The 14944-nt window shown below is 60.9% G+C and carries 13 protein-coding genes; 6 read left to right on the top strand and 7 right to left on the bottom strand.

The window, feature by feature from the left end; all coding sequences use genetic code 11:
• The first annotated feature begins 157 nt into the window (after window positions 1-157).
• A complete protein-coding gene (locus ACFO24_RS03910; RefSeq protein WP_377736930.1) occupies window positions 158-661 on the top strand; it encodes an NUDIX hydrolase in 504 nt (167 codons plus the stop codon).
• Between the two features lie 243 nt (window positions 662-904).
• Here the strand turns inward: ACFO24_RS03910 and trxA are convergent, their stop codons facing one another.
• Window positions 905-1861: a thioredoxin gene (gene trxA / locus ACFO24_RS03905; protein WP_377736928.1), complete on the bottom strand. Its 957-nt coding sequence runs from the start codon at window positions 1859-1861 to the stop codon at window positions 905-907.
• A 350-nt stretch (window positions 1862-2211) separates the two neighbouring features.
• On the opposite strand from trxA, the gene purB reads away from it, so the two are divergent.
• From purB to ACFO24_RS03880, 5 genes are all read left to right on the top strand, one after another.
• Window positions 2212-3588, top strand: coding sequence for an adenylosuccinate lyase (gene purB, locus ACFO24_RS03900; RefSeq protein ID WP_377736926.1), 1377 nt, complete (start codon window positions 2212-2214; stop codon window positions 3586-3588).
• 117 nt (window positions 3589-3705) lie between these two features.
• The gene (locus ACFO24_RS03895; RefSeq protein ID WP_207575451.1) at window positions 3706-4266 is read left to right on the top strand and encodes a YaeQ family protein; all 561 of its coding nucleotides are present in this window, start codon (window positions 3706-3708) and stop codon (window positions 4264-4266) included.
• 74 nt (window positions 4267-4340) lie between these two features.
• Entirely contained in the window at window positions 4341-5534 is a 1194-nt protein-coding gene (locus ACFO24_RS03890; protein ID WP_377736925.1) for a phosphoglycerate kinase, read from the top strand.
• Between the two features lie 464 nt (window positions 5535-5998).
• Window positions 5999-6658: a hypothetical protein gene (locus ACFO24_RS03885; RefSeq protein WP_377736923.1), complete on the top strand. Its 660-nt coding sequence runs from the start codon at window positions 5999-6001 to the stop codon at window positions 6656-6658.
• On the top strand, window positions 6658-7209 hold the full coding sequence (locus ACFO24_RS03880; protein ID WP_207575448.1) for a FlgO family outer membrane protein: 552 nt from the start codon (window positions 6658-6660) through the stop codon (window positions 7207-7209). The genes ACFO24_RS03885 and ACFO24_RS03880 overlap by 1 nt, the downstream gene beginning before the upstream one ends.
• A 167-nt stretch (window positions 7210-7376) precedes the next feature.
• On the opposite strand, the gene ACFO24_RS03875 is transcribed toward ACFO24_RS03880, so the two are convergent.
• The 6 genes from ACFO24_RS03875 to pyk form a co-directional block, all read right to left on the bottom strand.
• A complete protein-coding gene (locus ACFO24_RS03875; RefSeq protein WP_377736922.1) occupies window positions 7377-8558 on the bottom strand; it encodes a methyl-accepting chemotaxis protein in 1182 nt (393 codons plus the stop codon).
• Window positions 8559-8561: 3 nt separating this feature from the next.
• The gene (locus tag ACFO24_RS03870) at window positions 8562-8792 is read right to left on the bottom strand and encodes a hypothetical protein (protein ID WP_377736921.1); all 231 of its coding nucleotides are present in this window, start codon (window positions 8790-8792) and stop codon (window positions 8562-8564) included.
• 148 nt (window positions 8793-8940) lie between these two features.
• Complete coding sequence (pntB, locus tag ACFO24_RS03865; RefSeq protein WP_377736919.1) at window positions 8941-10359, bottom strand: Re/Si-specific NAD(P)(+) transhydrogenase subunit beta; 1419 nt, start codon at window positions 10357-10359, stop codon at window positions 8941-8943.
• Window positions 10360-10386: 27 nt separating this feature from the next.
• Complete coding sequence (locus ACFO24_RS03860) at window positions 10387-11961, bottom strand: Re/Si-specific NAD(P)(+) transhydrogenase subunit alpha (RefSeq protein ID WP_377736918.1); 1575 nt, start codon at window positions 11959-11961, stop codon at window positions 10387-10389.
• Between the two features lie 251 nt (window positions 11962-12212).
• A complete protein-coding gene (gene fba / locus ACFO24_RS03855; protein WP_207575444.1) occupies window positions 12213-13277 on the bottom strand; it encodes a class II fructose-bisphosphate aldolase in 1065 nt (354 codons plus the stop codon).
• Between the two features lie 109 nt (window positions 13278-13386).
• Entirely contained in the window at window positions 13387-14823 is a 1437-nt protein-coding gene (gene pyk / locus ACFO24_RS03850) for a pyruvate kinase (RefSeq protein ID WP_377736969.1), read from the bottom strand.
• Window positions 14824-14944: the final 121 nt, after the last annotated feature.

Here is a 14944-nt window from a genome sequence, read left to right as displayed (position 1 = left end):
CCGAGGCCGCGACTGCACACCCGCGAGGAGATTGTGAACACGTTCTTAGCCGCGCCCCACCGTCTTGCCCTGGCCACACCAGATGCAAGGGCGGCACGCCAAACAATTTCTGCATTTTTCAGCGGCCTGGGGGTTGGACTGCCGATAATGCCCGGCTATGCCTGATCGCTGGAAACCCAATGTCACGGTGGCCGCCATTGTGCAGCGGCACGACCGCTTTCTCTTGGTCGAAGAGCACACCCGCGACGGTCTGCGCCTGAACACCCCGGCCGGCCACCTGGACCCTGCCGAAACCCCGCTGCAAGCCTGCGTGCGCGAGGTGCTGGAAGAGGCCGCTTACGACTTCACCCCCACCGCGCTGGTTGGCGTGTACATGAACCGCTTTGTGCGCACCCGCACCGGCGCAGACATTACCTATTTGCGCTTTGCCTTCACCGGCGACCTGGGCCAGCACCATGCCCAGCAGCGGCTGGACGAGGGCATTGTGCGCACCGTCTGGCTCACCTACGAAGAGCTGCAAGCCAGCGCCCACCTGCACCGCAGCCCCGTGGTGCTGCAAAGCATTGGCGACTACCTGGCCGGTCAGCGCTTTGACCTGAACCTAATCCAAGCCGATGCCAGCATTTTTAGCCCGCCTTCGGCCATGGCGCTGCCGGTCTGAGAACGTGTTCACAATCTCCGCGCGAAGGGGTGCGGGATGCGGATCGGGATGGGCTGCAAGGCGCAAACCACAGACATAGCCGTAGCTATGGCGAGGATTTGCAACGCCGCAGACCGCCCGAGGCCGCGACTGCACACCCGCGAGGAGATTGTGAACACGTTCTGAGGGGTGGCGGCCTGGTGCTGATGCGCTACAAACAATAAAGCGCCTACCGCAGGCGCTTTATTGTTTTTAAGGTACTTTTTAGTTCAAAGCCATACTGAGCTTGCGGCGGTAGCTATTGATAAGCTGAGTCACGGTGTCTTGCTGGGCGGCATTTTTGCCCAGCAGCTCGATGCCACCGGCGGTTTTTCCGGGCACGGCATCTTGCTTTTTCGGCTTGGGCGGGGTGAGCAATTCCAAAATAGCAATAAACAGCTTGCGCGCGGCCTGCTCGTTCCAGGTTTTGTCGCGCAGGATGATTTCCAGCAACTCGTCCATGCTGTCGGTCCACTGCCCGGCCGCAGCCAGCAGCTGGGCCTTGGCAAAGCGGGTGTCAAAGTCACGCTTGTTGTGCTCAATGGCGGCGTCAAACTGCGCCAGTGGCCAGTCGGCGCGGGGGTCGGTTTGGGCAAAGGCCACACACTGCAGCCATTCTTGCAAAGCGGCAAAGCGCAGCGGCTGAGGGATGCGCTTGAGCGGCTCGTGCAGCAGCGCACTGGCTTCTTCCAGGCCGCCGCTGGCGATCAACAGGCGCACGTAGTCAAAGCGGGCATCGTCGTTGCTGGGATCGGCGGCCACGGCTTCGGCCAGTTTTTGCAGGGCGGCCTCGGTGTCGCCCTCCTGCATGAGCTGCTGGGCCTCTTGCGCATCGGCTTCGGCGTGCAAAGCGTCTTCGCTGGGCAGGTGTTTGTCCAAGAATTGGCGCACCTGGCCCTCGGTTTGTGCGCCCATAAAACCATCCACGGGCTGGCCGCCGACCATCAGCACACAGGTGGGCACGCTGCGCACGCCAAACATGGCGGCAATTTGCTGGTTGGCATCGACATCGACTTTCGCCAAGATAAAGCGCCCGCCGTAATCGGCCTCCAGCTTCTCCAGCACGGGCACCAGCGTTTTGCAGGGGCCGCACCAAGTGGCCCAAAAATCGACCAGCACCGGGGTGTGCATCGAGGCGGCGATCACCTCGGTTTCAAACGTCTCTAGCGTGATGTCAATCATTTTTTTACTCCTGGGGATAATGGCGGGATTCTCTCGGATATATCGAGGCACTGCGCCGTTTTGCCAGACACCGAGGCAAACATTCATAAAAAACGTAAAAAACTTGTAAAGCGCTGGAACTTCTGCCTTCACGCCCCACCTTACGCTGGGTAAGACCTCTGGTTTTGCGGACTTTCTCGCTGTGGGGCACGGTCATCGTCTTGAATGCCAAGCCTGGGGGTGTCTCTCCTCCCTCCCTCTCTTAAATTGCCCACGGGTTGCCCTGCAGCGTTTTTTTATTCTTGGCCCCAGCTTGTTTCGCGCAGGCTGGGGCCTTCGCTTTTCTGGGGTGGCATTTACAATCGCCGCCCATGAACCTGTCTGCCCTTACCGCCCTTTCTCCGCTGGACGGCCGCTACGCCGCCAAACTTGCCACCCTGCGCCCCATCATGAGCGAATACGGCTATATGCACCGCCGTGTTCAGGTGGAGGTGACGTGGTTCATCGCCCTGTCCGATGCCGGGCTGCCCGAATTTGCGCCGCTGTCCAGCGCGGCCCGTGATTTTTTGCTGGGCCTGGTGGCCAACTTCAGCGAGGCCGATGCCCAGGCCATCAAGGATGAAGAAAAGGTCACCAACCACGACGTGAAAGCCGTCGAGTACTGGATCAAAAAGCAATTCAAAGGCCATGCCGAGCTGGAAAAAGCCGCCGAATTTGTCCACTTTGCCTGCACCAGCGAAGACATCAACAACACCAGCCACGCCCTGCAAATGCGCGCTGGGCGCGAGGTGGTGGTCAGCGGCCTGAACGCCATCACCGCCAAGCTGCGCAGCATGGCGCACCAGTTTGCCGCCGTGCCCATGCTCAGCCGCACCCACGGCCAAACGGCCAGCCCCACCACCGTGGGCAAAGAGTTTGCCAACGTGTTTGTGCGCCTGAGCCAAGCCATCGAGCAGATCGAGGCCGTGCAAATTTTGGCCAAAATGAACGGCGCCGTGGGCAACTACAACGCCCACCTGAGCGCTTACCCCACGCACGATTGGGAGGCCTTCAGCCGCCATGTGGTGGAAAACGCTGAACCCGTCGGCCTGGGCCTGACCTTCCAGCCCTATTCGATCCAGATCGAACCGCACGACTACATGGCCCAGGTGTTTGATGCTGTGGCCCGCGCCAACACCATCTTGATCGACCTGTCGCGCGACATCTGGGGCTACGTCAGCCTGGGCTACTTCAAGCAAAAGTTGAAGGACGGCGAAATTGGCTCTTCCACCATGCCGCACAAGGTCAATCCCATCGACTTTGAAAACGCCGAGGGCAACCTGGGCCTGGCCAACGCCATGCTGCGCCACCTGGCCGAAAAACTGCCCATCAGCCGCTGGCAGCGCGACCTGACCGACTCGACCGTGCTGCGCAACATCGGCGTGGCGCTGGGCTACGCCACGCTGGCCTACAACTCGCTCATGACCGGCCTGAACAAGCTCGAACTCAACGAAGAGCGCCTGGCCGAAGACCTGGATGCCGCCTGGGAAGTGCTGGCCGAACCCATCCAAACCGTCATGCGCCGCTACGGCGTGGCCGGGGCCTACGAAAAGCTCAAGGAAGTCACCCGAGGCAAGAGCGTGCTGGCCGAGGATTTGCACCAACTCATCCGCAGCCTGGACATCCCCGAAGCCGACAAACAGCGCCTGCTGGCCATGACCCCGGCCAGCTACATCGGCAAAGCCACCGAGCTGGCCCAACGCGTTTGAAGCCCTATTTAATAGCTCCAACCGCTGGTTAAATAATCATTTCAATCCATAAAGAGCTGCTAAACCAGGTATAGCCTGCGCTAGCAGCTCTTATTTTTTTATATACCCCCACGCCTTATGGCCCTGAAATCCACCATCTTCAAAGCCAACCTGTCGATTGCCGACATCGACCACGGCTACTACGCCGACCACAACCTCACCCTGGCGCGCCACCCCAGCGAAACCGACGAGCGCATGATGGTACGGCTGGTGGCGCTGGCGCTGAATGCCTGGCAACTGCAGGCGCTGTGCAACGGCGACGGCACGCTGGCCTTTGGCACGGGCCTGTCTGACCCGGACGATCCGGATGTCCACATCACCGACTTCACCGGCGCCAAGCGCCTGTGGATTGAAGTGGGCCAGCCCGAGGAAAAACCCCTGAGCAAAGCCTGCAGCAAAGCCGACCACGTGCTGCTCTACCCCTTTGGCCCGGCGGCCGAAGTGTGGTGGAAGGGCATGGAGGGCAAAGTGGCCCGCCAAAAAAAACTGGCCGTCTGGCGCATCCCGGCCGACACCGCGCAGGAACTGGCCGCCTTGGCGCAGCGCAGCATGCAGCTGCAAGCGACGATTCAAGAGGGCGAGCTGACCCTGTCCAGCGAGCAAGGCATGGCGGTTGTGGCACCGGTGCTGTGGAAGTAACCTGCCCGTAACCGGGCGGGACTACGCTCTACAATACCGCGCAAAAATTTTTTCACTTTCTCTATCGAGCTGCCATGCACATCCTGCGTTTTTCCGACCTCTGCGCCCAGGGCCAAGCCCAAGGCAAGCGTGTATTTATCCGTGCCGACCTGAACGTGCCCCTGAACGATGCCGGCCAGATCACCGAAGACACGCGCGTGCGTGCCTCGGTGCCCGCCATTGAAATGGCCCTGAAAGCAGGCGCTGCCGTCATGGTCACCAGCCACCTGGGCCGCCCCACCGAAGGCGAGTTCAAAGCCGAAGACTCGCTGGCCCCCGTAGCCAAGCGCCTGTCCGAGCTGCTGGGCCGTGAAGTGCCCCTGGTGGCCAACTGGGTCGATGGTGTGCAAGTGGCACCCGGCCAGGTGGTGCTGCTGGAAAACTGCCGCGTGAACGTGGGCGAGAAAAAGAACAACGAGGCGCTGGCGAAAAAGCTGGCCGCCCTGTGCGACATCTTCGTGCACGATGCCTTTGGCACCGCCCACCGCGCCGAGGGCACGACCTACGGCATCGCCCAGTTTGCCCCGATTGCTTGCGCGGGCCCGCTGCTGTCGGCCGAGATCGACGCCATTCAAACCGCCCTGGCCAACCCGGCACGCCCGCTGGCAGCCATCGTGGCCGGCTCCAAGGTATCGACCAAACTGACCATCCTGCAATCGCTGGCCAAAAACGTCGATCAACTGATTGTGGGTGGCGGCATTGCCAACACCTTCATGCTGGCGGCGGGCCTGAACATCGGCAAATCTTTGGCAGAACCCGATTTGGTCGGCGAGGCCAAAGCCGTCATCGCCGCCATGGCCGCGCGCGGCGCCGAGGTGCCGATTCCCACCGACGTGGTGACCGCCAAAACCTTTGCCACCGATGCCGTGGCCACCGTGAAAAAAGCCACCGAAGTGGCCGACGACGACCTGATCCTGGACATCGGCCCCGAAACCGCCGCCAAACTGGCCGCGCAACTCAAGGCGGCCGGCACCATCGTCTGGAACGGCCCCGTGGGCGTGTTCGAGTTCGACCAATTTGCCGGAGGCACAAAAGCCATCGCCCAGGCGATTGCCGAGTCAAAAGCCTTCAGCATCGCCGGTGGTGGCGACACCTTGGCCGCCATTGCCAAATACGGCATCGAGGACAAGGTGGGCTACATCTCCACCGGCGGCGGTGCCTTCCTGGAAGTGCTGGAAGGCAAAACCCTGCCCGCGTTTGAAATTTTGCAGAAACGCGCTGCAGGCTAACAACCGCCTTGCATACACCCAAAAAAAAGCCGCTTGCAATAACCAAGCGGCTTTTTGCATCTAAACCAGAAAAATGTTGTTTTGCAACGTCATTTGGCAACATGATGTTTAGAAATTCTATCTTTTGGATTGGACGTGCTCAAAGCCAAAAACCTGCCAATATTTTCGATTTTGCAAAAACGTGCCCAGAGGTAAAAACTGCCTTGCCATCCTAAAAAAAGCCGCTTGCAATAGCCAGGCGACTTTTTTAGCTGAGCCTGAGAAATGTTGTTTTGCAACGTCATTTCTCAGCAATATGCTTAGAAACCCTATCCTTTTCCTAGAATAATAGCCAGCTTAATGCGTCGCCAGCCTAGCGCTGCGCGTCTCCTTGCGGGCCATCAAACCATGCCCTGCATTCTTCAGGGCAGAAGCCCAATTTAGTACAAGGAAAATCTATGCGCTTATGGAAAAGCATTGGTCTTATGGCCTTGGTGGGCGGCAGCGCCACCGTCTTAACTGCCTGCGGTTCGGCACCCATTCCAGTGGCCACCAACTTTGACTACTCCACCCAACAAAAAGCCCGTTCGGCAGGGCATTGGGATGTCATGTCGCGTGACGTTGTCGTGCAGAGTTTGCAGACGCTTGAAGGTATTGGCATTCAGCGCAACACCCCTGTGTATGTTGCTCTACCCAAGCAAGCCAGCGAATTTGATCAAGGTTTTCGAGAAATGCTGCTGACCAAGTTAGTGCAAAGCGGCGTAAGCGTGCTGGACAACAACCGCGGTGCTGATTTGCAAATTTCTTATGCCACCCAGGTGGTAGTTCATAAGAGCGATCGTCCCTACTTCATCCCCGGCCAGTTCACCATGCTGGCCGGCGGCTTAATGGCCGCATATGGTTTGCGCACGGAGCATTTAGATGTCAAGTTGCTGGGCACGTTGGGCTTGGCCGGTGCTGCTGATTTTGCAGCCAGCGTCAATGCTGGCGGCCCCACCCACACGGAGGTAATTTTGACCACTTCAGTCAAGCGTGGCGATCAATATCTCGCCCGCAAAACCGATGTGTATTACCTAGAAGATGCCGATGCCCCGCTGTTCTGGAAGCAGGTGCCCGCTACTCGCTTTAACGTGGTAGATCGATAATGAAAAAACAAGCATTTTTGACAATTTTTCTGGCTGCTGCGCTCGCCGGTTGTGCAACCCAAACCGTGCAAAGCCCAGCCTACGTGGGTCCAACATATACCGCTGCGTCCAGCAACCCGTTTATCAATAGCAGCCGTGAAGCGGTGGATACCCTGATGAACGGATTTGATCCAGGATCACTGGGCAAAGCTCCGGTTCTGGTAGCCACAGTCGTCAATATCAACGACTTGAAAAACTCGGCCCCTTTAGGCAGGACGTTGGGTGAGATGTATGCATCTCAACTGGCCAACAAGGGCTTGAACGTCACGGAAATGAAACTGCGCGGCGATGTTTATGTGCGGGAAGGAACCGGGGAGTTGCTGCTGTCACGCGAAATTCGTGAAATTGCCGCACAACACGCTGCGGGGTTGGTTTTGGTAGGTACATATTCTCAAGCCAGCCAATACACCTATATCAGCATGAAACTGGTACGCACCACGGACAGTCGCATCATGCGCAGCCACGATTACGCGATTCCGAATGACATGGATGTGCGCCGCATGCTGAAATAATCAGCAGCACATAATTCACGATTTAAAAAAACTTGTACTGAACTCACCCCAAAGCTTGGATGCATTCCAAGCTTTGGGGTGTTTTTTCATGACGCAACGCGATCAGACATTCAAGTTTGCGATGGTTCCGGCCTACGAAGTGGGAGTAGGCGGTTTTTTTACGCCCTCTACTGTGCCAAGCGGGTGCGGTCTTCTAGGCGGAACGCGGCCACGGAGTGCAGCAGCTCTTGGCCCTGGGTCTGCAGGCTGGTCGCAGCGGCGGCGCTTTCTTCGACCAGGGCGGCGTTTTGCTGCGTCACCTGGTCCATTTGCATGATGGCCTCGCCCACCTGGGCCACGCCGGTGCTTTGCTCGCTGCTGGCGACGCTGATTTCGCCCACGATGGCCGTTACCTGGCGGATGGCGCTGACCACCTCGTCCATGGTGGCCCCGGCCTGATCGGCCAAGGTGCTGCCCTGCTCGACGCGGGTCACGCTGGCGGAAATCAAATCCTTGATCTCTTTGGCGGCCTCGGCGCTGCGCCCGGCCAGGGCGCGCACTTCGGAGGCCACGACGGCAAAGCCGCGCCCCTGTTCGCCGGCGCGGGCCGCTTCGACGGCCGCATTCAGCGCCAGGATGTTGGTTTGAAAGGCAATGCTGTCGATCACGCCAATGATGTCGGCAATCCGGTGCGAGCCCTCGTTGATGCCGCGCATGGTTTGCACGACCTGCTCGACCACTGCCCCGCCCTGCGCGGCCACGCTGGAGGCGTTCACCGCCAGCGCGTTGGCCTGGCGGGCGTTATCGGCGTTTTGCCGCACGGTGGCGGTCAGCTCTTCCATGGAAGCGGCGGTTTGCTGCAAGGCACTGGCCTGGCTTTCGGTGCGGGCCGACAAATCATGGTTGCCTTGCGCGATCTCGGCGGAGGCGTGGCCAATGCCCACCGCAGCATCGCGCACCTGCGCCACCAACTGGCGCAAGCTGGCCTGCATGCGCCCCAGGTCGGCCATCAGCCCCAGCGTGGCCGGCCCGCCCTGGTCGGCTGCGCCCAGCGTTAAATCGCCCTCGGCCACGCGGCGCAAGGCGCTGCGCGCCTGGGCCAGGTCACCGCCCAATTCGCGGCGCAGGGTGCGCAGCATGACCCCAGTAAGGGCCAGCGCGGCCACTGCCGCCCCCAGGGCCAAGGCGGCGGCCAGCAGTTGCATGCGCTGGGCCTGCGCCTGGGTGGCGGCATTGGCGGTGGCGGCGGCCGTGCGGGCGGTCTCCAGCTGCTGCAGCAAGGCCGAGCGCAGTGCCCGCCAGGCCGGCGTTTCTTGTGTGTTGAGCAAGGCGGCCGCCTGGGCCGCATCGCTTTGCGCCAGGGCCTGCACTTGCTACTGGGCGGCAAACTGGTGGTTGCGCAGCGCCAGCAGGGCCTGCACATCGGCCTCGAAGGCGGTGCCACGGGCGCTGGCCAGCGTGGCGGTGTGCGCCTGGGCAAAGGCGGACTGGGCGGCATCAAAGTTGGTGTACGCGGTGCGGTTGGCCGGGTCGAGCAAGATGTTGCGCAGCGCCTGGCCGCTTTGCAGGCCCTGGGCATACATCTCGGACAGGCCGGTGACCACCGCCTGCTTGGACAGTTTAGAAAAAGCAGAAGTTTAGCCAGATATAAAAACAAAGCTGCTAGCGCTTAAGTTTCAACAAATTCAGAGGTTTAAGCCTTGAAATTGTTTTTAACTAAGCGGTAGCAGCTATTGATTTAGGAGTAAATTTTTACCCCCTCAAGGCCCCGAGCACTTCATCGAGCATTTTTTTCGCATCGCCAAACAGCATGCGGTTGTTCTCTTTGTAGAACAGCGGGTTGTCCACCCCGGCGTAGCCGCTGGCCATGCTGCGCTTCATGACGATGCTGGTCTTGGCCTGCCACACCTCCAGCACGGGCATGCCGGCGATGGGGCTGTCCGGGTCGTCCTGGGCGGCGGGGTTCACGATGTCGTTGGCACCGATGACGATGGCCACGTCGGTGTCCGGGAAGTCGTCGTTGATCTCGTCCATCTCCATCACGATGTCGTAAGGCACCTTGGCCTCGGCCAGCAGCACGTTCATGTGGCCGGGCATGCGGCCGGCGACGGGGTGGATGGCAAAGCGCACTTGCACACCTTTGTCGCGCAGGGTTTTGACGATGTCATTCACGGTGTGCTGCGCCTGCGCCACGGCCATGCCGTAGCCGGGGACGATGATGACGCTCTTGGCTTCGCGCAGCAGTTCGGCGGTATCGGCAGCGCTGACGGGCACCACCTCGCCTTGCGGCTGGGCCGGTTCGCCCGCGGCGGCTTGCTTTTTGGTCGGCGCACCGCCGCCAAAGCCGCCGGCAATCACGCTGATGAAGTTGCGGTTCATGGCGTTGCACATGATGTACGACAGGATGGCGCCGCTGGAGCCCACCAGCGCCCCGGTAACGATGAGCAGGTCGTTGGACAGCATGAAGCCCGTGGCCGCCGCGGCCCAGCCGGAGTAGCTGTTGAGCATGGAGACCACCACCGGCATATCGGCCCCGCCAATGGCCATGACCATGTGGATGCCAAACAGCAGGGCAATCACCGCCATAACGATCAGCGGCACCATGCCGGACTGCACATCGGGCGCGTTGAGAAATTCGCGGCCAAAGTAAATCACCACCAGCAGCGCCACCAGATTGAGCCAATGGCGGGCGGGCAGAAGCAGCGGTTTGCCACCGATCTTGCCGTTCAGCTTGCCAAAGGCAATCAACGAGCCGCTGAAGGTGATGGCCCCAATGAGGATGCCAATGTAGATTTCCACCTCGTGGATGGTTTTCTCCACCCCTTCTAAAAGAATAGCTGTATCCACATAGCTGGCAAAGCCTACTAGGCAGGCAGCCAGGCCAACCAAGCTGTGCATCAGCGCCACCAGCTCGGGCATTTGCGTCATCTTCACCACGCGAGCGGCGTACAGGCCAATGCCGCCGCCAATGGCCAGGGCCCCCACAATCCAGGCCAGGCCCGAGGGGCCGACCCGGGGGCCGAACACCGTGGCCAGCACCGCCAGCGCCATGCCAACCATGCCCAGCAGGTTGCCCCGGCGCGAGGTTTCGGGGTTGGACAGGCCGCCCAAGCTCAGGATAAAAAGAATGGCCGCCCCCAGGTAGGCCACGGTTGCAAGACTTTGGGACATGTCGATGTTTCCTTCTTGTTGATCTTCTTACTTGCGGAACATGGCCAGCATGCGGCGCGTGACGGCAAAGCCGCCAAACATGTTGATGGCAGTCAGCACCAGGGCGGCAAACGCCAGCCAGGCAATCAAGCCATCGGGGCGGCCTGCCGTGCCCATTTCGGGCGGCGCAATTTGCACCAGCGCCCCAATGGCGATGATGCTGGAGATGGCGTTGGTCACGCTCATCAGCGGCGTGTGCAGGGCGGGGGTGACGTTCCACACCACCATGTAGCCAATAAAGCAGGCCAGCACAAACACCGTGAAATGCCCTAAAAAGGCTGCCGGGGCGTAGGCACCAATGACCCAGAACAGCCCCGCCAGCACAGCAAAAACAATCGACAAGGTTTTGCCCGACATGGGTTGGCCCGGGCCGTGGGCGGATTTTTTCTCGGCCACCGGGGCCGCAGCCGCCTTGGGGGCTGGGGCCGGGGCGGTTTTGAGCGGGGGCGCGGGCCAGGTGAGGGCGCCGTCTTTGACCACGGTCAGGCCCCGAATGGCGTCATCTTCCATGTTCACCACGGCCACGCCATCCTTGGCCTTGCACAGCTCTTCCAGCAGGCGCAGCAGGTTGGTGGCGTACAGCGTGGACGATTGCTTGGCCAGGCGCGAGGCCAGATCGGTGTAACCAATGATGGTCACGCCATGGCGCACCACGGCCTCGTTGGGCACCGTGAGCTCGCAATTGCCGCCTTGCTCGGCGGCCATATCGACGATGACGCTGCCGGGCTTCATGCTTTGCACCATCTCGGCGGTGATCAGCTTGGGCGCGGGTTTGCCCGGAATGAGCGCGGTGGTGATGATGATGTCGGCGTTTTTGGCCTCTTGCGCGTACATCTGGCGCTGCGCGGCCTGAAAACCCTCGCTCATGACCTTGGCGTAGCCGCCACCGCCTGCGCCGTCTTCCTCGTAATCGACCTTGACAAACTCACCACCCAGGGATTTGACCTGGTCGGCCACCTCGGCGCGGGTGTCGTTGGCGCGCACGATGGCGCCCAGGTTGGCCGCCGTGCCAATCGCGGCCAAACCGGCCACGCCGGCCCCGGCAATGAATACCTTGGCCGGGGGCACTTTGCCTGCGGCGGTGATCTGGCCATTGAAATAGCGGCCAAAGGCATTGGCCGCCTCAATCACGGCGCGGTAGCCGGACACCCCGGCGGTGGAGGTGAGCGCATCCATTTTCTGCGCCCGGCTCAGGGTGCGCGGCAGGCAGTCGATGGCCAGCACGGTGGCCTGCTTGGCCTGCAGCGCTTCCATCAGCGCCGGGTTTTGCGCGGGCCAGATAAAGCCAATCAGCAAGGTGCCGGGGCGCATCAGCGCGACCTCGTCCGCCGTGGGCGGGCGCACCTTGAGCACGATGTCCGACGCTGCCCACAGCGTGGCCGCATCGGGCAGCACCTCGGCCCCCACGGCCTGGTAGGCCGCATCGTCGCAGTGGGCGGCCACACCCGCACCCGATTGCACGGCCACGGAAAAGCCCAGTTGCACCAGCTTGCTGACCACCTCCGGCACGGTGGCAACCCGCTTTTCCAGCGGCAGGATTTCGCAGGGGATACCAATTTTCATGTTCGCCATCCTTTTTATGCGTTTTAAGCATAAATATTTACATTCTCTTAATAAAAGCTTACATGAAAATTGCAGATTATTTTCCGCACGGTCGTTTCTTTTGTAGAAATACGACATCGCGTTTGCCTACGCCTGTCGCACCAAAAAAAGCCCGCTGTGTGGGGCACAGCGGGCTTGCAGTGGGGTTTGCCGTTGGCTTTAGCGGCCGTTTAGCGGCCGTTTAGCGGCTGCTCAGGGGCCGAACGCGCGCTTTAGTTCACGGTTTGTTTGAGTTCACCGGCCGCGTATTTCTTGGCCATTTGCTCCAGGGTGTAGCCCTTGATTTTGCCGCCCTGGCCTTCGCAACCAAATTCCAGGTAACGCTGCTTGCAAATGGCCTTGGCCGCTTCGCGCGCGGGTTTCATCCATTCGCGCATATCGAATTTCTCGGGGTTTTCAAACTGGAATTTGCGCACCGCGCCGGTCATGGCCATGCGGATGTCGGTGTCGATGTTTACCTTGCGCACGCCGTGTTTGATGGCTTCTTGAATCTCTTTGACGGGCACGCCGTAGGTCTGCTTCATCTTGCCGCCAAACTGGTTGATGATGGCCAGCAGGTCTTGCGGCACCGAGCTGGAGCCGTGCATGACCAAATGGGTGTTGGGCAGGCGGGCGTGAATTTCTTTGACGCGCTGGATCGAGAGCACATCGCCTGTGGGCGGGCGGGTGAATTTGTACGCGCCATGGCTGGTGCCGATGGCAATCGCCAGGGCATCGAGCTGGGTGGCTTGCACGAACTGGGCGGCTTCTTCGGGGTCGGTCAGCATTTGGCTGTGGTCGAGTTTGCCCACGGCCCCCACGCCGTCTTCTTCCCCGGCTTCACCGGTTTCCAGGCTGCCCAGGCAACCGAGTTCGCCCTCCACGGTGGCACCAATTTTGTGGGCCATGGCCACCACTTCCTGGGTGACGCGCACGTTGTAGTCAAAGTCGGAGGGGGTTTTGCCATCGGCCAGCAAGCTGCCGTCCATCATCACCGAGCCAAAGCCCAGCTCCAAAGCGCCCTGGCAGATGGCGGGGCTGGTGCCGTGGTCTTGGTGCATGACCAGGGGAATGTGGGGATAGGCTTCGGTGGCGGCCAGGATCAGGTGCTTGATGAAGGATTCACCAGCGTATTTGCGGGCACCGGCGCTGGCCTGCAGGATGACGGGGGCACCCACTTCATCGGCCGCGGCCATGACGGCTTGCACCTGCTCGAGGTTGTTCACGTTGAAAGCGGGAATGCCGTAGCCGGCTTCGGCGGCGTGGTCGAGCATTTCGCGCATGGAAATCAAAGGCATGGTCGTGTCCGATCAAAAAAGAAGAGAGAAAACTGGTAACTAGGCGGTAACCGGCGATTTTAGCGGGCTGCTGCATGCACGGGGTCGGCTTGGCTATTCCTGGGCGGGGTTAAGCCACCCGGCAAATTTGCAGCATATTCGTGCCGCCGGGCTGGCCCATGGGTTCGCCGCAGGTGATGGCATACACATCGCCGGGCTGCACAATGCCGCGCTCGCGCAGGTGGTTTTCGGCCTGCTGCAGGGCCCGGTCGCGCTCGGCGCTGGTGTCCATCAGCAGGGGGCTGACGTTGCGGTACAGCGCCATCTTGCGCTGGGTGGCTATTTTTGGGGTCAAGGCATAGATGGGAATGTGGATGCGGTGGCGGCTCATCCACAGCGCGGTCGAGCCGCTATCGGTCATGGCCACGATGGCTTTGGCCCCCAGGTGGTGGGCGGTGAACAGCGCCCCCAGGGCAATGGATTGGTCGATGCGGGTCAGGTGCCGTGGGGCAAAGTTGCCGTCTGCGCCAATGTCTTCGGCAGCCTCGGCGGCGGCGCAGATGTGGGCCATTTCGCGCACGGTTTCCAGCGGGTATTTTCCCACCGCCGTTTCGGCGCTGAGCATGACGGCATCGGTGCCATCGAGCACGGCATTGGCCACGTCGCTGACCTCGGCGCGGGTGGGCAGGGCGTTGGTGATCATGCTTTCCATCATCTGCGTGGCGGTGATGACCAGTTTGTCCATCTGCCGCGCCATGCGAATCATTTTTTTCTGCAGTGCGGGCACGGCGGCGTTGCCCACTTCCACCGCCAAATCGCCCCGGGCGACCATGATGCCGTCGCTCACGCGCAAGATGTCTTCCAGGTGCGGGATGGCTTCGGCGCGTTCCATTTTGGCAATCAGGCCGGGGCGGTGGCCGGTGCCGGCGGCGGCCACGGTACACAGCTGGCGGGCCATTTCCATATCGGTGGCGTTTTTAGGGAAGCTCACCGCCACATAGTCTGCGCCCAGTTGTATGGCGGTTTCGATGTCTTTCATGTCCTTGGCGGTCAGCGCCGGGGCCGTCAGGCCACCGCCTTGTTTGTTGATACCTTTGTTGTCGGACAGCTCACCGCCCACCACCACTTCGGTGTGTACCGCCTCGCCCAGCACCCGCTGCACGCGCAGCACGATCAAGCCATCGTTGAGCAGCAGCACATCGCCCGCGCGCACATCGCGCGGCAGCTCTTTGTAATCCAGCCCCACGCCGCCTTGGTCACCGAGGGTGCTGCGGGCCGCATCGAGGGTAAAGCTGGCCCCTTCCTGCAACTGCACCTTGCCCTGGGCAAACTTGCCCACGCGGATTTTGGGCCCCTGCAGGTCGGCCATGATGGCCACCTCGCGCCCAGCGCGGCGCGAGGCTTCGCGCACGACCTCGGCCCGGGCAAGATGGTCTTGGGCGCTGCCATGGCTAAAATTGAAGCGCACCACGTTCACCCCTGTTGAGATCATGCGGGTTAGAACCTCTAAATCACTTGAAACAGGGCCGAGAGTAGCAACGATTTTGGTAGCACGACGGATATACATCGCGGGGGGCATAGGCAGGCTCCGAAGGTTAGGGAAAAGTAGCCCGCCTATCCTAGCCCGGATATTTCACCGTAGTAGAGCCACAAACGAGTACGGCATTGCCCTTGTGTGCCCGAAAATC

Origin of the sequence: Comamonas denitrificans (genome assembly GCF_042654745.1) — a bacterium.
GTDB classification, from domain to species: domain Bacteria; phylum Pseudomonadota; class Gammaproteobacteria; order Burkholderiales; family Burkholderiaceae_C; genus Comamonas; species Comamonas denitrificans.
This window is presented reverse-complemented; position numbering and strand designations above follow the sequence as displayed.